Here is a 26,220-nt window from a genome sequence, read left to right on the forward strand (position 1 = left end):
CCAAGCCGCCAGGCTTGGGAGGGAGAGGGGGGCGAGTGCAGCGAGCTTATTCGTCCTCGCCGGCATCGAGCCGGCTCGGTCGATCCCCTCTCCCCAACCCTCCCCCACAGGGGGGGAGGGGGCAGGTTGCGCTAGATGCCCCACGCTACATCCCTCGAATTGCCGCGCTGCAGGTTACGGTAGCGCGCCAGTGCCCAGAGCGGGAAGAATTTCGGGTAGCCGTGGTAGCGGAGGTAGAAAACGCGGGGGAAGCCGCCGCCGGTGTAGACTTCCTGCCCCCACAGCCCGTCCGCATCCTGATGAGCGAGGAGCCAGGCCACGCCGCGCGCGACCGCTGGACTGTCCACTTCGCCCGCCGCCATCAGCCCGATCAGCGCCCAGGCGGTCTGCGAGGCGCTGGAGGGGAAGGGGGTGTGGCAGGCGCGATCGAGCGCATAGCTTTCGCAACCCTCGCCCCAGCCGCCGTCTTCGTTCTGGATGGCCTCCAGCCACGCCACCGCGCGGCGGATCATCGGCGTATCGGCGGGCACGCCGGCGGCATTGAGGGCCGACAGCGCCGACCAGGTGCCATAGATATGGTTGACGCCCCAGCGGCCGAACCAGCTGCCGTCCTTCTCCTGCTCTTTCGCGATAAACGCCACGCCCCGATCGATCGCGGCCTTATCGTCCGGGTTTCCGCGCTGGGCCAGGAAGGAGATGCAGCGCGCGGCGACGTCCACGGTCGGCGGATCGAGTAGGGCGCCATGATCCGAGAAGGGGATGTTGTTGAGATAATGGTGGCTGTTGTCGATATCGAACGCGCCCCAGCCGCCGTCCGAGGATTGCATGCCGAGCGTCCATTCGCGGGCGCGCTCGATCGCCTCCTCGAACTTGCCCGGCGCGGCGCGGTCCATCGCCAGCGCGACGGCGGCGGTATCGTCGGTATCGGGATAATAAGCGTTGTTGTACTGGAAGGCCCAGCCGCCGGGGCGCAGGCCGGGGCGCTGCCACGCCCAATCACCCTCGACATCCAGCACCTGTTTGGGTGCGAGCCAATCGAGCGCGCGGCCGGCGGAGGCTTCTTCGCCCGCCTCCAGCATCGCGTGCGCGGCGAGGGCGCTGTCCCAGATCGGCGAGACGCAGGGCTGGCAATAGACTTCACCATCCTCCCGGCGGACGAGCAAATTCTCTACCGACTGGCGGGCGATGGCGCGATCCGGGTGATCGGGCGTATAGCCCAGGCAATCGAACATCATCACGCTGTTCGCCATGGCCGGATAAATGGCACCGAGCCCATCCTCGCCATTGAGCCGTTCGACCACGAACGTCCGCGCCGCCTCGATCGCCCTGGCGCGCAGGCGCTTCGGCCAGCGGTTGCCCAACATCTTGAGCCCGCGATCGAGCATATTGAACGCGAACGCCCAGCCCCGATGCGCGTGCGCGCCGCTGGCGGGAGGCCTGGCGCCGGGCACGTAAAGCTCATCGACGCGGATACCGCGCGGGTTCTTCGCGATAGGCCTGAGCGCCGCCAGCACCAGCAGCGGCACCATCACCGTGCGCGCCCAATAGGAGATCTTGGCGATGTGGATCGGGAAGTTCTTCGGCACGAGCATCAGCTCGACCGGCACTTCGGGCACCACCGCCCATGATCCCGCGCCGAACAAGGCGAGCTGGATGCGGGTGAAGACGTTACTCGCCACCGCGCCGCCGCGCTTGAGGATCTCGGCGCGGGCGCGGGCCATGTGCAGCGCCTGCGGATCGTCGCCGATCATCTTGAGCGCATAATAAGCCTTCACCGTCGCCGAGAGATCGAGCGCGCCGCCGTGGAACAGCGGCCAGCCGCCATGATCGCCCTGGATACGGCGGAGATAGCGGCCGATCGCCGCCTCCAGCGCCAGATCATCGGGCTCGCCGAGATAGTGGCGCAGCAGGATATATTCGGCGGGGATGGTGGCGTCGGCTTCCAGCTCGAACACCCAGTGGCCGTCAGGCTTTTGCAGCGCCTTGAGCGCCTGCGCCGCCGAGGCGACCGCATCTTCGACGCGATCGAGCGCGGGGGTGCCAGAGAGAAGATCGGCGGTGGTCAGCATCAACGTCCGTCAGTCAGCGCGGCGGCCGTCTCGCCCGATTGGATCGCGCCCTCAATCGTCGCGGGCAGGCCGGTCTGCGTCCAATCGCCTGCGAGGAAGAGATTGGCAAGGGAGGTGCGGGCAGCGGGGCGGCGGCGATCCTGTGCGGGCGTGGCGGCGAAGGTCGCGCGCCGTTCGCGGACGATTTGCCACGGCGGCATCGGTTCGGGGATGCTGAGCGTAGCGGCGACGTCGGCCCAGATGCGCGCGGCGAGTTGATCGCGGTCCATGTCGCACAGCGCATCGGCGGCGCTGATCGTTACCGAGAGGCGATCGGGGAAGGCGAAGATCCAATGCGCGGTGCCGCCGATCACGCCGGTAAGCAGCGGCGCGTTGGCGGGCGCGGGCATCAGGAAGTGGGCGTTGACGATCGCGTGATGCTGATCGGGGGCGGTGAGGCCGGGCAGCAGTTCGGTGGCGCTCCAGGCGGGGACGGCGAGGATCACGGGTTCGTCGGCGGCGATTGGATCGGAAGTATCGGCGAAAGTGAGGCCAATAACGCGGTCTCCGGCATCGATCGCACGCAGGCGGCGGCCGAGGCGGATGTCCGCGCCCTTCGCTTTGAGCCAGGCGAGCGCGGGATCCACGAAGGTCGCTCCCAATGTCGGGTGCGCCACCAACGGGCGGCAGGCTCGCCCACCCTTCTGTAACGTACCCGTAACGATCGCGCCTGCCAGCTTGGCCGAGGCCGTAGCGGAGGGGGTGTTGAGCGCGGAGACGAAAAAGGGATCGAGCAGCCTTTCCCACAGCAGCCCTTTGGCAGGGAGGCTGTCGGGGATGGTCTCGTCGCGCCCCGCCCGGCCCAGCTTGGCAAGGGGAAGGTAATCGCGTGCCTTCGTCCCGGGCACGCGGCGGGCGGACGAAGCGATCCACCACGGGATCGGCCCGGCATTGGGGCGCAGCCGCCAGCGGGCGCCATCGCGCAGGTCGGCGAAATCGAAGATCGCCTCTTCCGGCCCGATCAGCCCGCCGCTCGCGCCAATGCGCTCGAGATAGGCGCCGACATGGGTGTTGCCCGAAAGGACGAGGTGATTTCCGTTGTCGATCACCACGCCAAGCTTGGGATCACGATAGGATCGGCAGCGGCCACCGGCGTGGGGCGCGGCTTCCGAGAGGCGGACGCTATAGCCCTTTTCGATGAGCGCCATCGCGGCGCTGAGCCCGGCCAGCCCCGCGCCGACGACATGCGCGCGTCTCACAGGTCGAGCTTCAGCCCGAGCAGGGTGAAGAACAGTTTGAGCCGGTTGTGGCGGACGCGCCCGCGCGGGTGCGCCCAGCCCTTCATGGTCATGCGGCGGAGCAAAGTGGCGTAGGCTGCGAGCATCAGCCGGGGCGCCAGCAAATGCCCCTTGGGACGCTGGCCGAGGATCACACGCGCCTGCGCATAATGATGCTCGGCCTCATTGGCGACCTGGCGGGCGACGCGATCGATGCGCGGATCGGTGATCACCGCATCGATGGCCCCGATCGGGATGGCGGCGCGCTCCAGCTCCTCGGCGGGCAGATAGAGGCGGCCGATCGCGGCGTCCTCATCGATGTCACGCAGGATGTTGGTCAGCTGCAGCGCGCGGCCGAGATGGTGCGCCAGCAATCGGCCGGGCGCCGCATCCATGCCGAACACGCGCACCGAAAGCCGCCCCACCGCCGAGGCGACGCGATCGCAATAGAGATCGAGTTCTTCGCGCGGCGGCCAACGGATATCGCGATCGACGTCCATCTGCATGCCATCGAGAACCGCCTCGAAATCGTCACGCGCCAGACCGAACCGCTCGACGCCGGGCTTGAGGAAGGCGGCCTTCCCGCCGGGGCCGCCGGCATAGAGATCGTCAAGATCGCGGCGCCATTGATCGAGCGCCTGGGCGCGCTCCTCGCGGCTGCCCGCCATATCGTCGGCGATATCGTCCACCGCACGGCAGAAAGCATAGATGCCGTACATCGCCGCGCGCTCTGGCTTGGGCAGTACCTTCATGCCCGCGGTGAAGCTGCTCTTGGGCGTGGGGACCGCCTCCGTGAGGTCTTCGGCGCTCATCGGGCAAGCAAACGCCCGAAGGCCGCGCGGGTCGCAATCGCCAGCATCTCGATCTTGCTATGGTGGACGCGCTCGCTGAGCGGATCGCGGGTCTTGAGGCGGCGGACGAGGTTCATCGCCAGCGCGTGGATCACCGCCACCTCGAGCGCAAGCCGCTTGTCCTTGATATTTCCTGAGAAAGCGGCGGAGCGATGGAGCAGGGCTTCGGTCCGCTCGGCGGCATCGACGATCGCGGCGCGTAGCCCGGGCGTCGCGCGGTCGCCGCCGAGGTCTTCCGTCCGGCCGCCGTGCGCGCGGAGTAACTCCTGCGGCAGATAGACGCGATCGATCGCGCGATAATCCTTGGCGCAATCCTGGAGGTGATTGATCACCTGCAGCGCCGCGCAGAGCGCATCGTTGGCGGGCCAGAGATCGCGGCTTTCGCCATGAACGTCGAGCACGTAGCGCCCGACCGGCATCGCCGAAAAACGGCAATAATCGATCAGATCGTCCCAGCTTTCATAACGGTTTCGGGTACAATCGCGGGTGAAGGCTTCCAGCAGATCGAGCGCGTGCCAGCGATCGATCCCGTGCGCCCTCTGAACCTCGCGCAGCGCGACCGAGGCCGGATCGGCATCGCTGAGCCCGATGATCGTGTCGTTCATCGCTTCGAGCCGGGCGAGCTTGTCGGCGGGCGAAGCCTCGGCATTATCGGCGACATCGTCGGCCCCGCGCGCGAACCTGTAAAAGGCCATGATCTGCGCGCGATATTTCGGCGCCACGATCGCCGAGGCGACGGGGAAATTCTCGTCCTTATGGCCCTTGCCCGAGGCGAGGCTTTCGGCGGAGATGGGCGCGTTCATGGCTGCAGCTGCGCCTGGGCGCGGCCCTTCCACATGCCGCCCTTGCCCCGCCAATGATCCCAGGCGGAAACGAAGGTGGCGCCCGCATAGAAAGCCGCGATTGACGGCAAGGCCCAGCCCCACAAAGGCGAGCGGCGGTAGAAGCGCAGCATCGGCTGGAAGCTCAGCGCCATCAGCGCCCAGGCGGCAAGGCCGAGCCAGCGCGGCAAGCCGTGCGCGAACAAGGTAAGCGCGGGCGGGGCGAGGTAGATCAGCGCCATGCCGATCAAAGTACCCGCAAGCGCCAGCGGCGAATAGCCGAGCTGCGCGTAGGCCGAGCGGGCGATCATCCGCCCGATATCGCGCCAGCCGCCATAGGGCCGGATGCTGACCGAGCGGCGGGTGAGCGACAGACGGATCGGACCTTGGCGCTTCATCGCGCGGCCCATCGCGCAATCGTCGATCAGTGCGGCGGCGATCGTCTGAAGACCACCGACCCGGGCCAGCGCCGCGCGATCGGCCAGCATGCAGCCGCCCGCCGCGCCCGCTATCCGGGAGGCGGGACGGTTCACCGCCGCGAAGGGATAGAGCATCTGAAAGAAGAAGACGAAGGCGGGGACGAGCGCGCGCTCGGCGGGGCTGTCGCAGCGCAGTTCCGCCATCAAGGTGTGCAGGGTCAGTCTCTCGGCCACGGCGCGGGAGGTGAGCATCCTGAGCGTGTCGGGAGCGTGAACGATATCGGCATCGGTGAACCACAGATATTGGGGGTCTTCGCCCGCCGCGATCCGGCCCTGCTCCATCGCCCAGAGCTTGCCCGTCCAGCCGCGCGGCAAGGGCGTGCCGGGGAGGATGCGGAGGTTGGGCGCGCCGAGCGACCGCGCGATCTCGGCGGTGCCGTCGCTGCTGCCGTCGTCGACCAAAATAATTTGGAGATCGCCGGGATAATCCTGCGCGGCGATCGATCCGATCGCGCGGGCGATCACGTCGGCCTCGTCGCGCGCGGGGACGATGGCGGTGACCTTGGGCCAGTGCACGGGGACGGGGAAAAGCGCCTCGTCCCGCTCGCGCGCCAGCCAGAAACCGTTGCGGGCGGCGAGCAAGCCGATCCAGACTGCCAGCGCCAGCACCGCCAGCCAGATCATGTCAGCATTCCGTGCGCGCTCGACCAGGCCAGCGCGTCGGCAATGCCCTGTTGCCAGGGGCGGTGCGCGTAGCCAAGTTCGGATTCGGCGCGGGCGCTGGAGAAATACATGTGTGTGCGGCTCATGCGCAGCGTGTCCAGCGTCATCCGGGGTTCGCGCCCGCTGAGCCGCGCGAAGCCCTCCATGGCCAGCGCGACGGGCACGAGCGGGGCGATCGGCAGCTTCCTCGCGGTGAACGGACGGCCGAGCTGGGCATCGATCTCGGCGAGCATCGCGCCTAGCGGCACATCGTCCCCGCCGAGGATGTAGCGGCGGCCGATCTTGCCTTTTTCCAGCGCGAGCAAAAGACCGTGCGCGACATCGTCGACATGGACGAGGTTGAGCCCGGTTTCGACATAGGCGGGCATCCGCCCGTTGGCGGCATCGACGATGATGCGCCCGGTGGGCGTCGGCTTCACGTCGCGCGGGCCGATCGGGGTCGAGGGCAAAACGATCGTCGCGGGCAGGCCCTGCTCGGAGACCATCCTTTCGACCAGCCGCTCGGCGACGGTCTTGCTCTTCTTGTAGGCGCCGATCGCATTTTCGGCGGTGGCCGGGTGGTCCTCATCGGAAGGGCGATCGGGCAGCGGTTTCAGCGTGGCGACGCTGGAGGTGTAGACGATGCGCTGCACCCCCGCTTCGAGCGCGGCCTCCATGATGTTGCGCGTTCCCATGCCGTTGCTGAGGATGATATCGGCGGGCTTGGGCACCCACAGGCGATAATCGGCGGCGACATGTGCGAGCGCGCCGCAGCCCTCGAGCGCGGCGACCAGCGAGGCTTTATCATCGAGATCGCCGGTGACGATCGTGCCGGGAAAATCGGCGAGGTTGGTGCGGTCGCTCGACGCGCGCGCCATGCCCCGCACTTTGTAGCCCGCATTCGCGAACACGCGCGCGACGGCGGAGCCGACGAAGCCCGTTACGCCGGTTACGAGGATGGTGTCGCCGTGCATCGCGGCGTGATCTAGGCGGCGGGGGCGGAATTGAGAAGGGCGCGAGCGGTTACCACCGGTAAGCCCGCTCGTCCCGAGCGAAGTCGAGGGACGTGCCACGAGCGACACGCAGCGTGTCTCGACTACGCTCGACACGAACGGGGAGGTGGTTCAATCGCATCGGATGGCGACGATCCTGGCCTGGCTGTTGTGCATGCTCGCGATCGGCGGGATGGTGACGACGCTGTATAGCGCGGTGGCCGTGGCGCGCTTTGCCGGGCGGAAGTCAGTGGTGGGACCGGCCGAGCCTGTGAGCCTGCTCAAGCCGCTGCATGGCGCCGAGCCGGGGCTGGCGGACAATCTCGCGGGGTTTTTCGACCAGGATTGGGATGCGCCGATCCAGATGGTAACGGGCGTGCAGCGCGCGGACGATCCGGCGCGGGAGGTGCTCCACCAATTCCGTCATTCCCGCGCAGGCGGGAGCCCACTCGGGACGGGGGCCGCTTCTCCACTTGAAGGTCCGATTATGGATCCCCGCCTGCGCGGGGATGACGAGATTAGCGAGGTCGTCGATCCCACCTCGCACGGCGCCAATGCCAAGGTCTCCAACCTTATCAACATGCTGCCCGTCGCGCGGCACGATCTGATCGTGATCAGCGATGACGATATGCGGGTGCCGCGCGACTATCTCGCCATGCTGGCGGGCGCGCTGGCCGCGCCGCAGGTGGGCGCCGTGACCTGTGTCTATCGGGGTGAGGGTGTGGCGGGCCGCTGGTCGCGGCTGTCGGCGGCGGGGGCGAGCTACCACTTCCTGCCCGCGGTGGTGATGGGTCTATCGCTGGGGCTCGCTAAGCCGTGCATGGGATCGACCATCGCGCTCCGCCGCGCCACGCTGGCGGCGATCGGCGGCTTCGAGGGCGTCGCCGATACGCTGGCCGACGATTATGCGATCGGCGCGAAGGTCCGCGCTCTGGGCCTTGATGTCGTGTTGCCGCCGATGCTGTTGGTCCACGAATTTCCCGAAGCCGGCCTCGGTGCGCTGTGGCGGCACGAACTGCGCTGGCAGAAGACGCTGCGCATTGTCGATCCGATCGGCAATGCCGGCATGGTCTTCACCTATCCGCTGCCCTTCGCCCTCGCCTTGATTCCGCTGATGCCGCGCCTCGGCCTCACACTCACCGCGCTGGCATTCGGCGCGCGGCTGTTGCTCAAGCGCATCATTGATCGCTGGGCGGGAGCACCCACTTGTTCAGCCTGGATGCTGTTTCCCCGCGATATCCTCGCGCTGGCGCTATACCTGCGGGCGTTTGTCGTGCGATCGGTTGATTGGCGGGGGCAACAGCTAGTAATGGCAGGCAAAGGCCGCGTCACGGCCCAATCCTATGAAGGCCCTGCGGGGCTGGCGGAGTGATCGACGACTATGCTGCGTTCCCTTTTCCTGCAGGCCCCCTCGTTCGACGGCTACGATGGCGGTGCCGGCGCGCGCTATCAGATGAAGCGCGAGGTCCGCAGCTTCTGGTATCCCACCTGGCTCGCCCAGCCTGCCGCGATGGTGGAAGGATCGCGGCTGATCGATGCGCCCGCGCACGATCAGATGTGGGACGATATCGCGCATGAGGTGGACGGCAAGGAGCTGATCGTCCTCCACACCTCGACGCCCAGCTTCGGGCAGGACATCCGTACCGCCCGGCTGATCAAGGAGCGCAACCCGGATGCGCTGGTCGGCTTCGTCGGCGCCAAGGTTGCGGTCGAGCCCGAAAAGAGCCTTGCCGCCAGTGCCGACATCGATTTCGTGGCGCGCGAGGAATATGATTTCACGATCCTCGAGATCGCCGAGGGCAAGCCGCTCAGCGAGGTCGATGGCATTACGTATCGCGCGCCTGACGGCAGCCTCGTTGCCAACAAGCCGCGCGCGATGATCGAGGATATGGACTCGCTGCCCATGGTCTCGCCCGTCTACAAGCGCGACCTGACGATCGAGAAATATTTCGGCGGCTATCTGCGCCACCCCTATGTCAGCTTTTACACGGGGCGGGGCTGCAAGAGCCGCTGCACCTTCTGCCTGTGGCCGCAGACGATCGGCGGGCACAATTACCGCTTCCGCTCCATCCCCAAGGTGATCGAGGAGGTGCAATATATCCTCCGCGAGATGCCTGAGGTGAAGGAGATCTTCTTCGACGACGATACGCTGACCGACGTCCACGATCGCGTCGAGGATCTGGCGCGCGCGCTTGGCGAGCTCGGCTTCGGCAAGCCCGGCTTCAAGGTTTCGTGGAGCTGCAACGCCAAGGCCAATGTGCCGAGGAAGACGCTGGAGATACTCAAGGCCAATGGCCTGCGCCTGCTGCTCGTCGGCTATGAGAGCGGCAACCAGAAGATCCTGCACAATATCAAGAAGGGCCTGCTGGTCGATGTGGCGAAGCGGTTCGCGCGCGATTGCCACGATCTCGGCATCGTCGTCCACGGCACCTTCATCCTCGGCCTTCCCGGCGAGACGCTGGATACGATCGAGGAGACATTGGCCTTCGCCAAGGAGGTCAATCCGCACACGCTGCAGGTGAGCCTCGCCGCGCCCTATCCGGGCACGTTCCTCTACAAGCAGGCGATGGACAACGGCTGGTTCGACGGCAGCGATCATCTGCTCACCGACGGCGGCACGCAGATCGCGCAGCTCAGCTATCCGCACCTGCCGGCGAGCGTGATCTTCGACAAGGTCGAGGAATTCTACAAACGCTTCTACTTCCGCCCGAGCAAGATCGGCTCGATCGTCTGGGAGATGGTGCGCGATTGGGACATGATGAAGCGCCGCCTGCGCGAAGGCGTCGAATTCTTCAGCTTCCTCAAGAACCGCAAGCAGGCGCCCGCGTGAGCGACAAACCTCCCCGCGATCCGCGCGGGGGGGCTAGCAAACATGGTGGCGCCTGGTGGCGGGAGGATGAGAAGCCGCCGCGCTTCCCCCTTCCGCCCGCGCTCAAGAAACTTGTCGAGCCGAAGCCCAAGAAGGCGCCCAAGCCCAAGAAACCAAAGCCGGCCAAGGAAGCCAAGCTCCCCAGCCCGCCGCGCCCGCCAAAGCCGCGCTGGCAATCGGGCAGGAGGCTGATCGTCACCGCGGACGATTTCGGCGCTTCGGTCGCGGTCAACGAAGCGGTGGAGCGGGCGCACCGGGAGGGCATTCTCACTGCCGCGAGCCTAATGGTGGCGGGGGAGGCCGCCGCCGATGCGGTGGCGCGCGCCAAGGTGATGCCCGGCCTGGGCGTCGGCCTGCATATCGTGCTGGTAGAGGGGCGGCCGGTATTACCGCCCGATCTGATCCCCGATCTGGTCGACGCGGATGGCCATTTCCGCACCGATATGGCCTGGCTGGGCACAGAGATTTTCTTCCGCCCGCTGGTCCGTGCGCAACTGTATGACGAGATCGAGGCGCAGTTCGAGAGGTTTGCCGCCACCGGCCTCGCGCTCGATCATGTCAACGCGCACAAGCATTTCCACCTGCACCCGACGATCGCGGGCCTGATCCTGGAGATCGGCGCGCATTTCGGGCTGAACGCCGCGCGCGCGCCGATCGAGCCGCTGGCCGTGCTCAACGCGGTCGAGCCGACCAAGGCGAGTTCGGTCGGCCGCCTGTCGGCTTATTATGCGCGATCGGTGGCGGAGCGCTTTCGCGATTCTTGGGTGCTGGTGCCCGATCAGGTGTTCGGCATCGCTTGGAGCGGCGCCTTGACCCGCTATCGGCTGGCGGGGCTGATCGGAAATTTGCCCGAAGGCTTGAGCGAAATCTATGTGCATCCGGCGACCGGCGACTATCCCGGCTCGGCGCCCGGCTATCTGTATGCCGATGAGCTCGCAGCCTTGACCGATCCCGCGATCGGGACCGAAATCGCGGCACGCGGCATCACGCTCGGCACGTTCGCGGATTTTGCGAGGAAGGAGACGGCATGACTTATTTCGATCGCAGCATGGTGCCGTCCGCGCCGCTTGCGCCCCCGCACGATCAGCCGATCAAGCGCGGCAGCCGCGAACATCTCGCGCTGATGTGCCGTACCCTGCTCGACACGCATGACCCCTACAAACCGGCGCTGATCGACTGGCCCAAGCTGACGCCGGAGGTGCAGGCCAAGATCGTCTCGCTGCCGATCTGGGACATGGCGGTGCAGACCGAGGGCCGCACCGGCCTGTTTGTGAAGACTTTCGGCGAAACGGTGAAGGATCCTCTGCTCAAGAGCGCGGTGGAGATGGATGCGTTCGAAGAGAGCCGCCACAAGATCGTCCTCGCCGATATGGTCCGCGCCTACGGCATCCAGCTGGAGGACGAACCCGACTATCCCAAGCCCAAGGATGCCGAATGGGCGTTCATGCGCTCGGGCTATTCGGAGTGCATCGATAGCTTCTTCGGCTTCGGACTGTTCAAGATCGCCAAGGATACCGGCTTCTTTCCGCCTGAGCTGATCGACACGTTCGAGCCGGTGATGCGCGAGGAGGGGCGGCATATCCTGTTCTTCGTCAACTGGGTGAGCTGGTGGCGGCGCAACATGCCGCTGTGGCGGCGCCCCTGGTTCGAAGCCAAAGTGCTGGCGGTGTGGCTGTTCCTTATCTGGGAGCGGATCGATATGGCCAAGGGCATGGGGAACAACACCAAGGCGCAGGAGAATAATTTCACGCTCAACGGCTCCAAGGAGCTGGGCGTGGAGGTGAGCTTCCCCGAGCTGGCGGCGATCTGCATTGCGGAGAATGACCGGCGGCTGGCGCCTTATGATCCAAGGCTGCTGCGGCCCAGGTTCGTGCCGGGGGTGATGCGGCTGGTGCTGAAGGTGCTTCGGAAGCCGGCCTGATTTGATCCTCCCCGAGGCGGGGAGGGGGACCATCCGAAGGATGGTGGAGGGGGCTATCAACCGGCGCTGCGCTTAACGGGGAGCCCCCTCCGTCAGGCCTGCGGCCTGCCACCTCCCCGTGCCGGGGAGGGTCGGTCAGGCGCCCGGCGCCCCGATGGCGACGTTCATCCGCGCGGTGGCGATCGGGCGTTCGGGATCGTCTTGCCAGGCTTCCACCGCGACATTGGCGATGCGCGTACCGATGCGGACGACCTCGCCGCGCGCATAGGTCTCCACCATCAGGCCGGGGCGCATATAATCGACCGTGACGCTGATCGGCTTGAAGCGTTCGCGCGCCTGCGCCGGATCGTCGAGCGTGGCATCGATCGCGGCGATGGCGGCAATCTCCAGCAGCCCGGCGAGCGCACCCCCATGGATGCGCTCCGGCGCGCCACCCAACCCTTCGGACCAGGGCATCGCCAGCAACGGCGCGTCGCCGTCGGCTTCGACGATGCGAATGCCGAGGAAATCGGCGTAGGGCAGCAGCGCGACCTTGGTCATGACGCGGCACCGAAGCCTTCGGCGCTCAGCATGAAAGTGGCGGTGACGTGCGCGATCGGATCGTGCGGATCGCCATCGTGCGCCATGCCGCGCGTAAAGGCGATGCGCCGCGTCAGCCGATAGCATTCGCCGCGGCCGGTGACGCGGTGACCGGGCTGCGCGGGCCGGAGATAATCGATCCGCAGATCGAGCGTGGCATGCTGCAGAAACTCGCCGCGCTTCAACCAGACGGCGGTGCCGCACACCGTATCCATCAGCGATACGATCGGGCCGGAGGCGAGGATGCCGGTGGAAAGATCAGAGATCAGCCGCCGATCATAATCCAGCGTCAGCTCCGCCCAATCGGCGCCGTGCGCCGCATAACGGATACCCAGCGCCACGGTATGACCAGAGCGAGATGCGACCAATTGCGCGATATCCGAAGGCAGGGAACTGGCCACGGCTTGATCCATATGAAGGCTCCCCCCGGCCTACAAGCCTGACATTACGAAAACGTAACAGCCGCTCCAGCGCGATCGCCGCTTAGCTTTCGAACCGCACTAACGGGGAGAAACGCAATGCGATCCGAAGACGCGAAAATACGGTTGGAGGACCTGCCCGAATTGCCCGACGCGGTGGGCATGGCGGGCGGTCTGGACGATGCGGGCGGCGGGCAGCCCTGCGCCGAAACCGGCGTGCTGCTGGCGTTGCTCGTTTACGGCGGCGGCTGACCGCATGCTGGCGGCGGCGATCGCCTGCCCGGAGGGGCGTCGGCGGCGACGGGTGTTGGGCGAGGACTTCGCTCGCGCGCTCGAAGCTGAGCCGGCGATCGCCGCGCTGCGGGCTGCGCTGAAGGGCGGCGGCGATGCCATCGTAGCCGTCCGGCCCGTGCTGGAAGATTTGGGCTGGCTTGACCGCAGCTTCGCGCGCCTGATCGCCGCGTCGCGGGCCGATCCACTGTTCGAACCGCCGCTGCAGCCGATCGGCCAGGCGCCAAGGGAAGGCGTGCGGCTGTTCGCGAATCCGCGATTGGCGATTAGCCTGCTGCGTCTGCCCAGCCCACGTGAGACGGCAGGGACGATTGGCTTTTCCGGGCAGGCCTTGCTGGTGCGTTTCCTAGGATGCGCGCCGACAGTACGTTTGTGGGGGTTGGACGACGGGCGTTGTCGCTTCGCCGGCGAGCGGCGGATCGGGGCGGGCGAGCTTCTCCTGATCGATGGCGTCAGCGAGGCCTGGTCAATCGCGCCCGGCTCCAAACCCGCGATCCTGGTGCAGGCGACGACGCGCGAGAGCGGCGTGCCGCTGGCGACCTATGACGTGGCGAGCGGCGCGCTGGTCGCTCGAACGGCTACCGATAGCGCGGCGATGCGGATGCAGCTGATCGCGAGCCTGCTCTGTCGGATGGAGCGCCACGACGCCGCGCCCGCGCTGCGCGCGGCCGCCGGAGCAGGCCCGCCGCACCTGCGCTGGCATATCGCGCGCGAACTGACCGCGATGGCGCCCGATCAGGCGCGGCCTCTGCTCGACAGGATGGCGTTGGCCGATCCGCATGCCGATGTCCGCGCGGCGGCGCGCCGGACGCTGGCGTTGCTCGCGGCATGACGCTGGCGATCGATCCCGGCGCGCCGGAGCCGATGGCGCTCGGCGCTTTCCTCGCCGCGATGGAGGCGCGGGACTTCGATGGCGATGACGAGGCGGCTTATGTCGAGGCAGCGCCCCTGCTCGCGGGGCTTTCCGCCGATCGCGGCTTCCTGGGCGATCTGCTGATCGAGGCGCTCAAGGATCGCGCCGGCGCGCAGGAGCGCGACAATGGCTATGGTCCGCAGGTCGTGTTGCTGCATCGCGGGCCGGGCTGGTTCGTTCGCGCCAACCTGTGGCCCGAGGCGGGGGATGCGCTGGTCCGGGCGAGCGGGGCGGAGCGCTTCTTCTACGGCATCCCCCACGATCACAATTTCAGCTTCCTCACCGTCGGCCATTTCGGGCCGGGCTATTGGAGCGATTATTTCGAGCCGGACGGCGATTTCGTCGGCGTGCCCGGCGAGCCCGTATCGCTGCGCTTTATTGAGCGCACACAGCTGAGCGAGGGCAAGGTAGCGCTGTATCGCGCCCACCGCGATATCCACAGCCAGCTTCCGCCGGAGAGCCTCTCGGTCTCACTCAACATCGTTCAGGGCACGGCGGGGCGTGCGTTCCTCGATCAATATCGCTTCGATGTCGACCGCGGACGGATCGCCGAGCAATTGGCGCGCAGCCCGATCGAGCCGCTGCTGGGCTTCCTCGCGCCGCTGGGCGGGGAGGAGGGGCGGAAACTGCTCGATCATTTCAGCGCGCATCATCCGTGCGACCGCATCCGTTTCGGCGCTTTCCGGGCGCTGGCCGATGCCGCTCCCGACGACCGTGCACGCTGTGCGGCGCTGGAGCGTGCGGCGGACGATGCCAGTGCGCAGATTTCCGGGCTGGCGCGGATGCTGTTTAAAACCTCCGAAATGGCCTGATCTTAATGCGTTGCTTGGCGGCGATGGTGGCACGAAGGTCTGGTGCAGCTGTGCGTCGAAGGCGGAGATAGGGATCAGCGGGCGGCTATCGCCCATGCGCTTGGCGCGCTGGGCCATGAGGTCATCGCGGGCGGTGATCTGAGGGTGGTGATCGCGCCGCCGGTGCAGATCGATCGCGCGGCGGGCGTGGCGCTGGTGGCGGGGCGGCGCGTCCGCTTGACGCGGATCGAGCTGGCGCTGCTCGGCTGCCTGATCGATGCACCGGAGCCGCTCGACAAGCCCGCGCTGATCGCGCGGATCTGGGGCTATGGCTTCGATCCGGGGACCAATCTGGTCGCGGTTCATATTTCGCGGTTGCGCGCCAAGCTGGGGGCGGCGCTGACGATCGTCTATGGCGAAGGCGGCTATGCCATCACGGCGGAGACCAGTCCGGCGGTGCCAGTTCGAAACCGGCAAAATCGAACGCCGGAGCGACGATGCAGCTGACCAAGGTCCAGGCGCCGAGCGATTGGGCCGCCTGCCATGCGTGTGCGGGGACAATGCTCTGCAGTGCCTCGCCGGGACCAGGGCCGAGCGTTACGTCATTGCGATCGATCTGTAAGCGCAACGGCGCATCAGCCTGCCATAGCCAGATTTCGGCGGCATCGACGCGGTGCCAGTGCGACCGCTCGCCTTCGCCGAGCAGGAAGTGGATGCTGCTCACGGCACCGCGCCCACCGTGGGCCGGCGTGTCGCGCCAAAGTTCGCGGTAACTGCCGCCCTCGGGATGCGGTTGGAGATCAAGCGCGGTGCGGACCGTCGCCGCTTCGAGTGTCGTATCCCGGAGATCGATTTCGGAGCTGGTCACTCCAGCCCCAGCCGTTTCGCGCGCGCTGCTACCGCCGGCTGGATCGCCAGCGCCGCCGCGCGGTCGGTCTCGGCACCCGCCGCGTCGCCCAGCTTCCCGCGCACCAGCCCACGCGCGTAGAGCGCCAGGGCATTGCGCGGCGTCAGCGCCAGCGCGGCGTCATAATCGGCCTTGGCCAGCGCCAGCTCGCCGCGCCGGAGGCGGACCAGCGCGCGGCTGTCGAGATAGGCGCCCGCATTGGGTCGCGCGCGGATGGCGGCGTTGCAATCGGTGAGCGCCTTGTCGAGCTCCTGGTTCAGCAGCGCGCGCGCCCAGCAGCGGCCGTTGAGCGCGACGGGCCTGCGTTCGTCTTCGGGATGGAATTTGAGCCACTGATCGAAATTGGCGATCGCCTGCGGATATTGCTCCACCGTATCGAACAGCCCACCCAGCATCAGCCTGCCTTCGGACGAGGGCGGCAGCGTCTTGTCGGCGATGGCGATATCTTCGGCGGCGCCCTTCGGATCGTTGAAGACCAGCCGGAGATTGGCGCGAGCGACGTGCGGATCGGGATCGGCGGGATCGATCGCGATCACTTTCTCATAATCGGCGAGCGCGAGCAGGGGCTGGCGGTTGGCCATTCGCGCGGCGGCGCGCATTTTCAGATAGCGGGCATTGCCCGGCGCCAGCGCCACCGCCTGATCAAAATCGGCGATCGCCGCCTCCAGCTTGCCGCCCGAGGCAGAGACGCCGCCGCGGCGTGCGAAGCCCTCGGCATCGGTGGGCGCGGCATCGGGCTTGTCGAGCGCGATCTCCGCGCCGCCGGCATCGCGCACACCCGTCGGTTTCAGGCCGAACATCGGCCCGCCCTCATAGGTCACGAGCATCCGTCCGGCGTTGTTTTCGACAAGGATGCGGTGGGTGAGGAAGAAATCGAAGCCGATCAGCATGTCGAAGTCACCGAGCTCCATATCGGCGAAATGGATGCGCGGATGGGGAATGGCTTCGCCGCCGATGTCGATCTTGTCGAACGTGCCGACCCATTGCTTGAGCGTCTTGGAGCCGATTCCCCCGGTATAGCCCGCTTCCGTCACACCGGGGCTTTGCGGCGTCAGGCCGGCATGTTTGGCGCCGGAAAGCGTCAGACCGGCCAGCGGCGCGCCGCTATCAAAGCCGGCCTTCAGCTTGACGCCGTTCAGCGTGACCGTGGCGACCGTGTGATAGGGAACCGGGATCAGGGGCAGCACGGTTACAGGCCTTTGCCCAGCCCAATATGCGGCGGCGGCATCCGGGCAATTCTTGGCCCTGAACAGCCGCAACATGCCATGGGGGAAATCATATTCGACATCGAACATGCTGAGGAAATTTTGGCCCAACAGCCCGACCTGGCCGGTATCGGTGCCGCCGACGATGAATTGCACCTGTGGAATTTTGACGCCACCCAGCTCGAATTCGCGGACTGTGGTCATATCCGCGCTTGTTTCGCCGTTGATGCCGCGCAGATGCAGGCGCGCCGGGGCCGCGACGGTCACCAACTGATATTCTGCGGCCGACGCGCGCGACATCGTCGAAAAGAAGGCGCCGCTATCCAGGATGAAGCGCGCGTCCTTGCCACCGATCTTGGTGGTGACGATCGGGCGCGCGCCGGTCATCTGCACCGGTAGCTCCAGATATTTGACGAGCTGACACTGCGAAGCCGCTGACGCTGGCGCGGCCAGAATAAGCGCGGCCATTCCCAAAAGCTTCCGCAAGGCGAATCTCCTTTGAGGAGAATGGTGCCAAGCCGCACCGCGGACATCAAGGGAGCCGGACGCATGGCGGCGCCGCTCGCGATGGCCGCACTTTTTCCAGCTTCTCGAAGAAATTCTGGTCGGGGCGACAGGATTCGAACCTGCGACCCCCAGACCCCCAGTCTGATGCGCTACCAGGCTGCGCTACGCCCCGATCCAGGCGGCGCGCTCTAGGGAGTTCGGGCGGCGACGTCTAGCCCTCTCCCGTTCTTCACGGGAGAGGAGTGAACAGGTCGGTCATGCTCCCGGCATGACCTACGAGGTGCCGGGGCACCTCGTACCTGTTCGCTGGTGAGGGTCTTCTTCTTTGGCAGAGGTCGGCCAAGAAGGCAGACCCTCACCTTCCCGCAAATCTCGCTTCGCTCGTTTTGCGGGCCCCTCCCTCTCCCGCGAAAGAGGGAGAGGGGCAAAAGCCAGCGTTGCGACCGAAGCGGCCCCGTGATAGGCGCTCCGCCTTCTCGGCTGGTGCGCCTTGCGCCTGGCTCTTTCAGGATTTTGTGACGCTTATGTTCGCCTCGCCCGCTTATGCCCAATCCACCGGCGCCGCTTCCGCTCAGGGCGGGGGGATCGCCGCGCTGTTCGTGCAGGCGCTGCCGCTGATCCTGATCTTCGGCATCTTTTATATCCTGATGATCCGCCCGCAGCAGAAGCGGATGAAGGAGCAGAAGCTGGCGATCGAGGCGACCAAGAAGGGCGATGAGGTCATCACCGGCGGCGGCCATATCGGCAAGGTGATATCGGTGAACGGGGATGAGGTGGAGGTGGAATTCGCCCCCGGCCATCGCCACCGCGTCGTGAAATCGATGCTCGCCGAGGTTCGCCCCAAGGGCGCCAAGCCCGCCAACGATTGATCGCGGGCCGGTAACCACAATGCTCGATTTCCCGCGCTGGAAGGTCTGGTCGATCCTGCTCGTGCTCGCGCTCGGCGTGGTGCTGGCGATCCCGAGCCTGATGCCCGAAAGCACCGCGAACAGCATCGGCCTGGGCCGGATGCCGCGCATCAACCTGGGCCTCGATCTCTCCGGCGGCAGCCACCTGCTGCTGGAGGCGGACACCGCCGATCTCGCCAAGCAGAACCTCCAGAAGATGGAGGATACGATCCGCACCGAGATGCGCCGCAACGATCCCGCGATCAGCATCGGCGATATCTCGACCGACAATGGCGCGCTGAGCTTCATGGTGCGTGACGTCACGCAGCTGGATGCCGCGGTCGAGGCGGCGCGCAAGCAGACCAGCGCGGTGGGCGTCACCGGGCAGCGCGATTGGGACGTGCGCGTCGTCGATGGCACGCGGATCGTGATGACGCCGACCCAGGCGGGCCTCGCCGACAGCGCCGATCGCGCGATGCAGACCGCCACCGAGGTCGTCCGCAAGCGCATCGATGAAATGGGCACCAAGGAGCCGACGATCATCCGCGAGGGCGCAACGCGCATCCTCGTCGAGGTGCCGGGCCTCCAGGATCCGGCCGCGCTCAAGGCACTGATCGGCAAGACCGCCAAGCTGGAATTCAAGCTGGTCGATCAGAGCGCCGACGTGAACCTCGTCGCGCAGGGCAAGTCCGCGCCCGGATCGCAGACGCTCCCTTATCCCGACAGCCCGGGCAAGTTCATCGCCGTCCAGCGCCGCGTGCTGATCTCGGGCGACGATCTGATCGATGCGAGCCTGACCAAGGACCAGGATCAGCGCCCGGCGGTCGCGATCAAATTCAATGCCTCCGGCGGGCGCAAGTTCGCGCGGGTGACGCAGGAAAATACCGGCAAGCCGTTTGCAATGATCCTGGACAATATTGTCCTGTCCGCGCCCAACATCAATGAGCCGATCCTCGGCGGCAACGCGATCATCAATGGCAATTTCACCAGCGACAGCGCCAACGCGCTCGCCATTTCGCTGCGATCGGGCAAGCTGCCGGTGAACCTGAAGGTGGTCGAAGAGCGCACCGTGCTGGCGCAGCTCGGCGCCGATTCGATCCATGCCGGCGTGCTGGCCAGCGTGATCGCCAGCGTCGCGGTGATCGTGTTCATGCTCGTCACCTACGGGCGGTTCGGCTTCTACGCCGATCTCGCCGTGGTGCTGAACATCTTCGTGATCCTGGCGGTGATGGCGATCCTCAACGCGACGCTGACGCTGCCCGGCATCGCCGGCTTCGTGCTGACGATCGGCACCGCGGTGGATGCCAACGTGCTGATCAACGAGCGCATCCGCGAAGAGCGGCGGCGCGGGCGGGGCGTCGTCCAGGCGGTGGAGCTCGGCTATAAGGAAGCCAGCCGAACGATCTTCGAGGCGAATACCGTCCACGCGATCTCCGGCCTGATCATGCTTGTGCTGGGCTCGGGTCCGGTCAAGGGCTTCGCGGTGGTGCTGCTGATCGGCATCTGCACCAGCGTGTTCACCGCGGTGCTCTTCACGCGGATGCTGACCGCGCTGTGGATTCGCAAGAACCGCCCGACGGAGATGCATATATGATGGCGCGTTGCGCCAATCTCCCTCTCCCCGCCGGCGGGGAGAGGGTCGGGGAGAGGGGGCTACGGGTGCGTGGTAACGCTGCGCTCTATTTTTCCCGACTCCCCCTCTCCCAACCCTCTCCCCTGAAGGGGAGAGGGCTAAGGACGTCATCATGCGCCTGCTGAAAATCGTTCCCGACAACACCAACATCGGCTTCGTCCGCCTGCGCTATTGGGCGTTTGGGCTGACGATGCTCTTGACCATCGCCGCGGTTGCGCTGGTCGCGGTGCGGGGCCTCAACTTCGGGGTGGATTTCGTCGGCGGCGTCGCGATCGAGACGCATTTCCAGCAGCCACCGAGTGTCGATCAGCTGCGCGCCGATATCGAGGCGCTGCATGTCGGCGAGGCGTCGCTGCAGCAGTTCGGCGATCCCCACACGATTTCGATCCGCCTGCCCGTGCCCAAAACGACCGACGAGGGCGCGACCAACCAGCTGGTGAAGACCGTCGAAAGCACCGTCGCCGCCAAATTCCCTGGCGTGCAGTTCAACAAGGCCGATACCGTTTCGGGCAAGGTTTCGGGCGAGCTGATCCGCAACGGCCTGCTTGCGGTGTTTCTCGCGGTGCTGGGCATCGCGGTGTTCAGCTGGCTGCGGTACGAATGGCAGTTCGGCGTCTCCACCTTCGTTGCGATCGCGCATGATGTGCTGATGACGCTGGGCTTTTTCGCGGTGACGCAACTGACCTTCGATCTCAACATCGTCGCCGCCGTCCTCACGATCATCGGCTATTCGATCAACGACAAGATCGTGATCGACGATCGCATCCGCGAGAATATGCGCAAATATCGCAGCATGGACATGCGCGCGCTGATCGATCTTTCGGTCAACGAGACGCTGCCGCGCACCGTGATGACATCGCTGACCGTGCTGCTCGCACTCTCGTCGCTGCTGTTCTTCGGCGGCCCGGTGTTGCGCGGTTTCTCGGCGTCGATGCTGCTCGGCGTGATCGTCGGCACGTACAGCTCGATCTACGTATCGAGTTCGCTGCTGATCACGCTCGGCCTCAGCCCCAAGGTGCCCGATACCCGGCCCGCGCGCAGCGGTCCGCCGGCCGGCGCCGAGCGAATCCGCTGATCGCATGGGCCTTCCCGCTCCGCTAACCGTTCGCTAAGGCCCTCAGATGCGTTTCACGTTCCGCTCGCCCTGGCTCCGCGCCCTCCTCCTCATCCTGTTCGGCGGCCTCGCGCTCGCGGGCTGCGCCAAGAACAAGATCGGCAAGGACAGCAATCGCTACGTCGCGCGCGATGTCGATACGCTCTACAATGCCGCCAAGGATCGGCTTGATCAGCACCGCTACAAGGAATCGGCGGCGCTGTTCGATGAGGTCGAGCGCCAGCATCCCTATTCGATCTGGGCGCGCCGCGCCGAACTGATGAGCGCCTTCGCTCACTATATGGCGCACGAATATGCCGAATCGGTGACCGCGGCGCAGCGCTTCATCTCGATCCACCCCGGCAACCGCGATGCGGCTTATGCTTATTATCTGATCGCGATCGATTATTACGAGCAGATCGGCGACGTCGACCGCGATCAGAAGGTAACGCAGCAGGCGCTCGACGCGATGGGCGAACTGATCCGCCGCTATCCCGATACGCGCTATTCGTCCGATGCGCGGCTGAAGGAGGATCTCATCAACGATCACCTCGCCGGCAAGGAGATGGTGATTGGGCGCTTCTATCAGAAGCGCGCGCTATGGCTGGCCTCGGTGATCCGCTTCCGCCACGTCATCGACAGTTTCCAGACCAGCACGCACGTGCCCGAGGCGCTGATGCGGCTGACCGAAAGCTATCTGGAAATGGGCGTGCTGGATGAGGCGAAGCGGTCCGCCGCGGTGCTCGGCGCCAATTATCCGGGCACCGACTGGTACAAGCACGCCTATGAGCTGATCGAAAAGAAGGAAGGCGCCAAGGCGCAGATCTTCAAGAGCTGATCCCACCCCAGCCCCTCCCCTTTAGGGGAGGGGCTGGGGTGGGGGAGTCCCTCTGATGTCTGAGGGCAGAGCTAGCTTTGCTCGCCCCACCCCCCAAACCCCTCTCCTGAAGGGGGGGCTTAAACCTACAAAACCGCCGCCCATTCCTCCGGTTTGAACCCCACCAGCAGCCCGCCATCATACTCGACGATAGGCCGTTTGATCGTGGAGGGATGCTCGGCCATCAGCATGACAGCCTTCTCTTGGGTGAGATCGGCCTTGGCGCCGTCCGGCAGCTTGCGGAAGGTCGTCCCCGCCTTGTTGAGCACGCGATCGACCCCCGCTTGCGCCACCCATCCTGCAATGCGCGCCGGATCGGCACCCGCTTTCTTGTAATCGTGGAAAGCGTATTCGACGCCGCGCTCCGTCAGCCACGTCCGCGCCTTCTTGACCGTGTCGCAATTGGGAATGCCGTAGAGCGTGACGGCCATCTGATCCTCCATCGAAAGCCGACCGCTTGCCGCGCTCTTCTGCCGGCAGCAAGCCCGCTTTCCGTTTTTGTTCGCCTGCCCTAGATAGGCGTCATGCTCGCGAGCCTTTCGATCCGGGACGTGGTTTTGATCGAGGCGCTCGACCTGGAATTCGGGCCTGGTCTCGCCGCGCTGACGGGCGAGACGGGGGCGGGCAAGTCGATCCTGCTCGATAGTCTGGGGCTGGCGCTGGGCGTGCGCGCCGATGCCGGGCTGGTGCGGAATGGCGCGGCGCAGGCGAGCGTTTCGGCTAGCTTCGATCTCCCCGCCGATCATGCCGCTTTCGCGCTGCTCGCCGAGAATGAGATGGCGCCCGAGCCGGGCGAGCCTTTGCTGATCCGCCGCACGGTGAAGGCCGATGGCGGTAGCCGCGCCTTCGTCAACGATGTCGCGGTCTCCGCCGCCCTGTTGCGCGCGTTGGGCGGGACGTTGGTCGAAATTCATGGTCAGCACGATGATCGCGGTCTGCTCAATCCGCGCGGGCATCGCGCTTTGCTCGACATTTTCGCGCGGCTGGACGGCAAGGCGGTGGCCGATGCCCACGCCCAATGGCGGACGGCGCAAGAGGCGCTGGCGATGGCTGAAGCCGATGTCGAGGCGGCGGAGCGGGATCGCGAGTGGCTGGAGCATTCCGTCGCCGAACTGACCAAGTTCGCTGCCGAGCCGGGCGAGGAAGCGGAGCTCGCCGAGGCGCGATCGGCGATGCAGAAGGGCGCGCGGCTCGCCGAAGAGCTGGCGGCGGTGCGCGCGCATCTTGATGGATCGGAGGGCGCGCTGGCGGGGCTGCGGCAGGCGGCGCGGCGGCTCGATCGGCTGAGCGGAGAGCATGCTTTGTTGGCCGAGGCACTGGCGGCGCTGGATCGCGCGCTGCTTGAGGCGGACGAGGCCGAGGACAAGCTTAGCCGCGCCGATGAGGCCTTTGCCTATGACGAGGGCAAGCTGGAGGCGATGGAGGCGCGGCTATTCGAGCTGCGCGGGCTGGCGCGCAAGCATCGCGTCGAGCCCGATGCGCTGGCGGCGCTGACCGAGGAGCTCTCGGGCCGGCTGCAGCGGATCGAGGCGGGCGGCGAGGGGCTGGCGGCGCTGAGCCGCGAGGTGAAGCTGGCGCGCGAGGCCTATTGGGCGGCGGCCGAGGCGGCGAGCGCCGCTCGCAAGGCAGCGGCGGCGCGGCTGGATGCGGCGGTGGCGGGCGAACTCGCGCCGCTCAAGCTGGATGCCGCGCGCTTCCGCACCACGATCGAGCCCTTGCCCGAGGCGCAATGGGGACCGGCGGGGCTGGATCGGGTCGAATTCGAAATCAGCACCAATCCGGGCGCGCCGTTCGCGCCTTTGGTCAAGATCGCCAGCGGCGGTGAACTGTCGCGCTTCATCCTCGCGCTCAAGGTGGCGCTGGCCGAGGAAGGCGGGGCGGGGACGATGATCTTCGACGAGGTCGATCGCGGAGTCGGCGGCGCGGTGGCGAGCGCGATCGGCGAAAGGCTGGCGCGGCTGGCGGGGCGCACCCAGCTGCTGGTGATCACACACAGCCCGCAGGTCGCTGCGCGCGCCGATGGCCATATGCTCATCCAGAAACGCTCGGACGGGCTGGTCGCGCGCACGGGCGTGCATGCGCTGGACGTCGGGGAGCGCCGGGAGGAGATCGCCCGGATGCTCTCAGGCGCCGAAGTCACCGATGAAGCGAGGGCGCAGGCGGGGAAGCTGCTGGGTGCGATGTAGCGCCCTTTTCGGCCGCGTTTTTTCCGTCCGTTCCGTGTCCGTCCGGTCCCTTGCTGTCCGTTCCCTTGCTGTCCGGGGCTATTTCGATCGCGATCTTTTCGCTCGCTTCCGCACCCTTCTCGCCCGCGGCTTCTCCGCCTGCGCTCTTCCCGTCCGCGCCTTTTTCGCCCGTATCCTTTTCGCTGGTGCCAGCTCCACTCGCGCCAGTTCCGCCCGCGCGAGTTCCACCCGCGCCAGTTCCACCCGCGATAGTCATCACGCCATCATTGATCGAAACGCCGTCGAGGCGCGCGATCACATCCTGGCCGAGCAACGAAGCACCGCCTTCCTTACCGATCACGGAGACCGGTACGTCTTTCAAATTCTTTCCTGCAACCTCCATTTTGGGAATTGCAACGGTAGCGAGCGAGGCTTCGCCATTGGCGGTCACGATCCTGCGCCGGAAGTGCATCTTCTTGGGCTTGAGGCCCACGCGGCGGGCATCGGCCTGCGTCAGGATCGTCGTATTGGCACCGCTATCGACGACGAGGCTCACGTTCCGGCCATTCAGCTTGGCGTCGACATGATAGAGACCATCGGCGCTCACCGGGATTTGGCGCTGCTTATCCTCAACGTCGACGATGGAAGGCGAATCGGTTCGCTCGATCTGTTCGCTCGACGACTGTGCCGACTGTGAAGGCTGTGACCATACGGTGCGTATCTCGTTCGCGATGGGCAAAATACTTGCGACGAGCGCGAATTTGAACACCGTCAAAGCAACACTACTTGGCATTTTCGGGCTCCAACAAATCTGGAATTTCGAAATCCGCCAGTGCCTGCCAAGCCTTGGGGGGTTAAATGCTCAACGTAGCTTTATTGCGGATTGTTCCGACTTGGAGGCTTCTCCATTTATGGGGAGAATGTTAATTAATGTAAATATCTTCGGACTTAAGTAATAAATCGTCTATTCTGCGGGTAACAATCGATTGTTATCGACCGATTATTGAAATCTGAACGGCTGCCGATTGGTTGTCATAGTGCATGGCATGCAGGCAGGCGGGTCATTCCGTCCCCAGCCCATGCCCGGCGGCGGCGAGGTTCGCCACTTCCGGCGTGGTGCGCTCGCCCAGCACGACGGTGATGCTGCCGATCAGGATCAGCACGCCGCCCGCCAGCAGGCCGAAACCGAGCGGATCGCCGAACAGCGCCACGCCGATGACCGCGCCCATTAATGGCTCGAGATTGATGAAGACGCCCGCGCTCGCACTGTCGACATGCGCCGCACCGAAGCTCCAGGCGGCGGTGGCGAGCAGGGTGGAGAGCAGGCCGCTGCCGACGATGCCGATCCAGCTTGTCGTGGAGAGCGCGAGTGGAGGCGGGCCATGCAGCGCGAAGGAGATTGGGGCGACGAACAGGGTCGACATCAGCAGCGCGACCGAGGGCACCGCCATCGGTGATCTGGTCGCGGGAACGCGCTTCACCGCGAACAGCCAGACGAGGAAGATCAGCAGCGAGCCCAGGGAGAGCGCGATGCCGAGCGGCGTGCCCGATCCGCCCGGCTTGCCGGCGATCAGTGCGGCGCCGATTGTCGCGCCCGCCACCCCGATCCACGAGGTGCGGCTGATGCGTTCGCCCATCACCCGCGCGGCGATCGCCACTAGCGCGGGCAGCAGGCCGATCAGCAGCGCGGCGAGCGTCACCGTGACATGCGCGAGGCCTTCGAACTGGACGATGAAGCCCAGACCATAACTGGCACCGGAGAGCCACATTGCAGGCGATCTGAACAGCGCCCGCGCTTCGGCGGTCAGCGCGAAGGGCAGGGCGACGATACCGGCGACGGCGAAGCGGAGCAGCACGAGGTGCGATGCGCTGATCTCGCGCAGCGCGAGCTTGCCGAGCGGGAAGCCGAGGCCCCAGCAGACGCCGGCGAGGGTGAGCGCGGCGAAAGCGAGGGGCTTGGAGGTGGCGCTCAAAGCGCCTCCCCTGCAAGGAGAGGGGGACCAGCCGCAGGCTGGTGGAGGGGTGTCCCGCTGTCGAGAGGGTGATACCCCTC

26 protein-coding genes and 1 tRNA gene are annotated in these 26,220 nt (G+C 66.2%); 13 read left to right on the forward strand and 14 right to left on the reverse strand.

Features of this window, described 5'->3' with window-relative positions; all coding sequences use genetic code 11:
- Positions 1–131 precede the first annotated feature (131 nt).
- The 6 genes from shc to hpnA are packed head-to-tail and all read right to left on the reverse strand — an operon-like array spanning position 132 to position 7,092.
- Entirely contained in the window at positions 132–2,069 is a 1,938-nt protein-coding gene (gene shc / locus FHS31_RS07230) for a squalene--hopene cyclase (protein WP_167072703.1), read from the reverse strand.
- Positions 2,069–3,307, reverse strand: a complete 1,239-nt coding sequence (hpnE, locus tag FHS31_RS07235; RefSeq protein ID WP_167072704.1) for a hydroxysqualene dehydroxylase HpnE — start codon at positions 3,305–3,307, stop codon at positions 2,069–2,071. The genes shc and hpnE overlap by 1 nt, the downstream gene beginning before the upstream one ends.
- Complete coding sequence (gene hpnD, locus FHS31_RS07240) at positions 3,304–4,137, reverse strand: presqualene diphosphate synthase HpnD (protein ID WP_167072705.1); 834 nt, start codon at positions 4,135–4,137, stop codon at positions 3,304–3,306. Before hpnD ends, hpnE begins: the two co-directional genes overlap by 4 nt.
- Positions 4,134–4,979 carry a squalene synthase HpnC gene (gene hpnC, locus FHS31_RS07245; RefSeq protein WP_208408615.1) on the reverse strand — a complete coding sequence of 282 codons (846 nt, stop codon included), beginning with the start codon at positions 4,977–4,979 and terminating at the stop codon, positions 4,134–4,136. Before hpnC ends, hpnD begins: the two co-directional genes overlap by 4 nt.
- Entirely contained in the window at positions 4,976–6,100 is a 1,125-nt protein-coding gene (locus tag FHS31_RS07250) for a glycosyltransferase (RefSeq protein WP_167072706.1), read from the reverse strand. The genes hpnC and FHS31_RS07250 overlap by 4 nt, the downstream gene beginning before the upstream one ends.
- The gene (gene hpnA / locus FHS31_RS07255) at positions 6,097–7,092 is read right to left on the reverse strand and encodes a hopanoid-associated sugar epimerase (RefSeq protein ID WP_167072707.1); all 996 of its coding nucleotides are present in this window, start codon (positions 7,090–7,092) and stop codon (positions 6,097–6,099) included. The genes FHS31_RS07250 and hpnA overlap by 4 nt, the downstream gene beginning before the upstream one ends.
- Positions 7,093–7,255: 163 nt before the next feature.
- Between hpnA and hpnI the strand changes: the two genes are divergently transcribed.
- Genes hpnI through FHS31_RS07275 form a run of 4 tightly spaced genes read left to right on the forward strand, consistent with a single transcriptional unit; the run spans position 7,256 to position 11,900 of the window.
- Positions 7,256–8,482 carry a bacteriohopanetetrol glucosamine biosynthesis glycosyltransferase HpnI gene (gene hpnI, locus FHS31_RS07260; RefSeq protein WP_167072708.1) on the forward strand — a complete coding sequence of 409 codons (1,227 nt, stop codon included), beginning with the start codon at positions 7,256–7,258 and terminating at the stop codon, positions 8,480–8,482.
- 9 nt (positions 8,483–8,491) lie between these two features.
- Positions 8,492–9,940: a hopanoid biosynthesis associated radical SAM protein HpnJ gene (gene hpnJ / locus FHS31_RS07265; protein WP_167072709.1), complete on the forward strand. Its 1,449-nt coding sequence runs from the start codon at positions 8,492–8,494 to the stop codon at positions 9,938–9,940.
- On the forward strand, positions 9,937–11,010 hold the full coding sequence (hpnK, locus tag FHS31_RS07270; protein WP_341786311.1) for a hopanoid biosynthesis-associated protein HpnK: 1,074 nt from the start codon (positions 9,937–9,939) through the stop codon (positions 11,008–11,010). The genes hpnJ and hpnK overlap by 4 nt, the downstream gene beginning before the upstream one ends.
- Complete coding sequence (locus tag FHS31_RS07275) at positions 11,007–11,900, forward strand: ferritin-like domain-containing protein (protein WP_243843334.1); 894 nt, start codon at positions 11,007–11,009, stop codon at positions 11,898–11,900. Before hpnK ends, FHS31_RS07275 begins: the two co-directional genes overlap by 4 nt.
- A gap of 135 nt (positions 11,901–12,035) precedes the next feature.
- Here FHS31_RS07275 and FHS31_RS07280 read toward each other — a convergent pair whose 3' ends face one another.
- Positions 12,036–12,440: a PaaI family thioesterase gene (locus FHS31_RS07280; RefSeq protein ID WP_167072710.1), complete on the reverse strand. Its 405-nt coding sequence runs from the start codon at positions 12,438–12,440 to the stop codon at positions 12,036–12,038.
- Positions 12,437–12,880: a PaaI family thioesterase gene (locus FHS31_RS07285; protein WP_425057205.1), complete on the reverse strand. Its 444-nt coding sequence runs from the start codon at positions 12,878–12,880 to the stop codon at positions 12,437–12,439. The genes FHS31_RS07280 and FHS31_RS07285 overlap by 4 nt, the downstream gene beginning before the upstream one ends.
- Positions 12,881–12,997: 117 nt before the next feature.
- On the opposite strand from FHS31_RS07285, the gene FHS31_RS07290 reads away from it, so the two are divergent.
- From FHS31_RS07290 to FHS31_RS07305, 4 genes are read left to right on the forward strand one after another with little or no spacing between them, the layout of a single operon-like run.
- The gene (locus FHS31_RS07290; RefSeq protein WP_167072712.1) at positions 12,998–13,150 is read left to right on the forward strand and encodes a hypothetical protein; all 153 of its coding nucleotides are present in this window, start codon (positions 12,998–13,000) and stop codon (positions 13,148–13,150) included.
- Positions 13,151–13,154: 4 nt separating this feature from the next.
- On the forward strand, positions 13,155–14,021 hold the full coding sequence (locus FHS31_RS07295; RefSeq protein ID WP_167072713.1) for a HEAT repeat domain-containing protein: 867 nt from the start codon (positions 13,155–13,157) through the stop codon (positions 14,019–14,021).
- Positions 14,018–14,914 (forward strand): transposase, encoded by an 897-nt coding sequence (locus FHS31_RS07300; protein WP_167072714.1) that lies wholly within the window; start codon positions 14,018–14,020, stop codon positions 14,912–14,914. Before FHS31_RS07295 ends, FHS31_RS07300 begins: the two co-directional genes overlap by 4 nt.
- Positions 14,915–14,956: 42 nt before the next feature.
- The gene (locus FHS31_RS07305; RefSeq protein WP_167072715.1) at positions 14,957–15,400 is read left to right on the forward strand and encodes a winged helix-turn-helix domain-containing protein; all 444 of its coding nucleotides are present in this window, start codon (positions 14,957–14,959) and stop codon (positions 15,398–15,400) included.
- Here FHS31_RS07305 and FHS31_RS07310 read toward each other — a convergent pair.
- The 3 genes from FHS31_RS07310 to FHS31_RS07320 all read right to left on the reverse strand — a co-directional run bounded on the left by FHS31_RS07310 (position 15,327) and on the right by FHS31_RS07320 (position 17,684).
- Complete coding sequence (locus tag FHS31_RS07310; RefSeq protein WP_167072716.1) at positions 15,327–15,761, reverse strand: cupin domain-containing protein; 435 nt, start codon at positions 15,759–15,761, stop codon at positions 15,327–15,329. The two genes, FHS31_RS07305 and FHS31_RS07310, sit on opposite strands and share 74 nt — an antisense overlap.
- The gene (locus FHS31_RS07315; protein WP_167072717.1) at positions 15,758–17,473 is read right to left on the reverse strand and encodes an aspartyl protease family protein; all 1,716 of its coding nucleotides are present in this window, start codon (positions 17,471–17,473) and stop codon (positions 15,758–15,760) included. The genes FHS31_RS07310 and FHS31_RS07315 overlap by 4 nt, the downstream gene beginning before the upstream one ends.
- A gap of 134 nt (positions 17,474–17,607) precedes the next feature.
- Positions 17,608–17,684: transfer RNA gene (locus tag FHS31_RS07320), tRNA-Pro, on the reverse strand.
- A gap of 352 nt (positions 17,685–18,036) precedes the next feature.
- Here FHS31_RS07320 and yajC point away from each other — a divergent pair.
- From yajC to FHS31_RS07340, 4 genes are all read left to right on the forward strand, one after another.
- Complete coding sequence (gene yajC, locus FHS31_RS07325; RefSeq protein ID WP_167072986.1) at positions 18,037–18,381, forward strand: preprotein translocase subunit YajC; 345 nt, start codon at positions 18,037–18,039, stop codon at positions 18,379–18,381.
- 19 nt (positions 18,382–18,400) lie between these two features.
- Positions 18,401–19,993, forward strand: coding sequence for a protein translocase subunit SecD (gene secD / locus FHS31_RS07330; RefSeq protein ID WP_167072718.1), 1,593 nt, complete (start codon positions 18,401–18,403; stop codon positions 19,991–19,993).
- Between the two features lie 151 nt (positions 19,994–20,144).
- Positions 20,145–21,107 carry a protein translocase subunit SecF gene (gene secF, locus FHS31_RS07335; protein WP_167072719.1) on the forward strand — a complete coding sequence of 321 codons (963 nt, stop codon included), beginning with the start codon at positions 20,145–20,147 and terminating at the stop codon, positions 21,105–21,107.
- 46 nt (positions 21,108–21,153) lie between these two features.
- Positions 21,154–21,963 carry an outer membrane protein assembly factor BamD gene (locus FHS31_RS07340; RefSeq protein ID WP_167072720.1) on the forward strand — a complete coding sequence of 270 codons (810 nt, stop codon included), beginning with the start codon at positions 21,154–21,156 and terminating at the stop codon, positions 21,961–21,963.
- Positions 21,964–22,088: 125 nt separating this feature from the next.
- Here FHS31_RS07340 and FHS31_RS07345 read toward each other — a convergent pair whose 3' ends face one another.
- Complete coding sequence (locus tag FHS31_RS07345) at positions 22,089–22,433, reverse strand: arsenate reductase (protein ID WP_167072721.1); 345 nt, start codon at positions 22,431–22,433, stop codon at positions 22,089–22,091.
- 93 nt (positions 22,434–22,526) lie between these two features.
- Here FHS31_RS07345 and recN point away from each other — a divergent pair, with 93 nt between their 5' ends.
- The gene (recN, locus tag FHS31_RS07350; protein ID WP_167072722.1) at positions 22,527–24,188 is read left to right on the forward strand and encodes a DNA repair protein RecN; all 1,662 of its coding nucleotides are present in this window, start codon (positions 22,527–22,529) and stop codon (positions 24,186–24,188) included.
- On the opposite strand, the gene FHS31_RS07355 is transcribed toward recN, so the two are convergent.
- The gene (locus FHS31_RS07355) at positions 24,139–24,960 is read right to left on the reverse strand and encodes a retropepsin-like aspartic protease family protein (protein WP_167072723.1); all 822 of its coding nucleotides are present in this window, start codon (positions 24,958–24,960) and stop codon (positions 24,139–24,141) included. The two genes, recN and FHS31_RS07355, sit on opposite strands and share 50 nt — an antisense overlap.
- A gap of 268 nt (positions 24,961–25,228) precedes the next feature.
- Positions 25,229–26,140, reverse strand: coding sequence for a DMT family transporter (locus FHS31_RS07360; protein ID WP_167072724.1), 912 nt, complete (start codon positions 26,138–26,140; stop codon positions 25,229–25,231).
- Between the last annotated feature and the right edge of the window lie 80 nt (positions 26,141–26,220).

The organism is Sphingomonas vulcanisoli (assembly GCF_011761305.1).
Lineage (GTDB): Bacteria > Pseudomonadota > Alphaproteobacteria > Sphingomonadales > Sphingomonadaceae > Sphingomonas_I > Sphingomonas_I vulcanisoli.

Excerpts from the sequence above, each read along its gene's own strand:
- shc (WP_167072703.1), bottom strand. The coding sequence starts at position 2,069 with ATGCTGACCACCGCCGATCTTCTCTCTGGCACCCCCGCGCTCGATCGC.
- hpnD (WP_167072705.1), bottom strand. The coding sequence starts at position 4,137 with ATGAGCGCCGAAGACCTCACGGAGGCGGTCCCCACGCCCAAGAGCAGC.
- hpnC (WP_208408615.1), bottom strand. The coding sequence starts at position 4,979 with ATGAACGCGCCCATCTCCGCCGAAAGCCTCGCCTCGGGCAAGGGCCAT.
- FHS31_RS07250 (WP_167072706.1), bottom strand. The coding sequence starts at position 6,100 with ATGATCTGGCTGGCGGTGCTGGCGCTGGCAGTCTGGATCGGCTTGCTC.
- hpnA (WP_167072707.1), bottom strand. The coding sequence starts at position 7,092 with ATGCACGGCGACACCATCCTCGTAACCGGCGTAACGGGCTTCGTCGGC.
- hpnI (WP_167072708.1), top strand. The coding sequence starts at position 7,256 with ATGGCGACGATCCTGGCCTGGCTGTTGTGCATGCTCGCGATCGGCGGG.
- hpnJ (WP_167072709.1), top strand. The coding sequence starts at position 8,492 with ATGCTGCGTTCCCTTTTCCTGCAGGCCCCCTCGTTCGACGGCTACGAT.
- FHS31_RS07275 (WP_243843334.1), top strand. The coding sequence starts at position 11,007 with ATGACTTATTTCGATCGCAGCATGGTGCCGTCCGCGCCGCTTGCGCCC.
- FHS31_RS07280 (WP_167072710.1), bottom strand. The coding sequence starts at position 12,440 with ATGACCAAGGTCGCGCTGCTGCCCTACGCCGATTTCCTCGGCATTCGC.
- FHS31_RS07290 (WP_167072712.1), top strand. The coding sequence starts at position 12,998 with ATGCGATCCGAAGACGCGAAAATACGGTTGGAGGACCTGCCCGAATTG.
- FHS31_RS07295 (WP_167072713.1), top strand. The coding sequence starts at position 13,155 with ATGCTGGCGGCGGCGATCGCCTGCCCGGAGGGGCGTCGGCGGCGACGG.
- FHS31_RS07300 (WP_167072714.1), top strand. The coding sequence starts at position 14,018 with ATGACGCTGGCGATCGATCCCGGCGCGCCGGAGCCGATGGCGCTCGGC.
- FHS31_RS07315 (WP_167072717.1), bottom strand. The coding sequence starts at position 17,473 with ATGGCCGCGCTTATTCTGGCCGCGCCAGCGTCAGCGGCTTCGCAGTGT.
- yajC (WP_167072986.1), top strand. The coding sequence starts at position 18,037 with ATGTTCGCCTCGCCCGCTTATGCCCAATCCACCGGCGCCGCTTCCGCT.
- secD (WP_167072718.1), top strand. The coding sequence starts at position 18,401 with ATGCTCGATTTCCCGCGCTGGAAGGTCTGGTCGATCCTGCTCGTGCTC.
- secF (WP_167072719.1), top strand. The coding sequence starts at position 20,145 with ATGCGCCTGCTGAAAATCGTTCCCGACAACACCAACATCGGCTTCGTC.
- FHS31_RS07340 (WP_167072720.1), top strand. The coding sequence starts at position 21,154 with ATGCGTTTCACGTTCCGCTCGCCCTGGCTCCGCGCCCTCCTCCTCATC.
- FHS31_RS07345 (WP_167072721.1), bottom strand. The coding sequence starts at position 22,433 with ATGGCCGTCACGCTCTACGGCATTCCCAATTGCGACACGGTCAAGAAG.
- recN (WP_167072722.1), top strand. The coding sequence starts at position 22,527 with ATGCTCGCGAGCCTTTCGATCCGGGACGTGGTTTTGATCGAGGCGCTC.
- FHS31_RS07355 (WP_167072723.1), bottom strand. The coding sequence starts at position 24,960 with ATGCCAAGTAGTGTTGCTTTGACGGTGTTCAAATTCGCGCTCGTCGCA.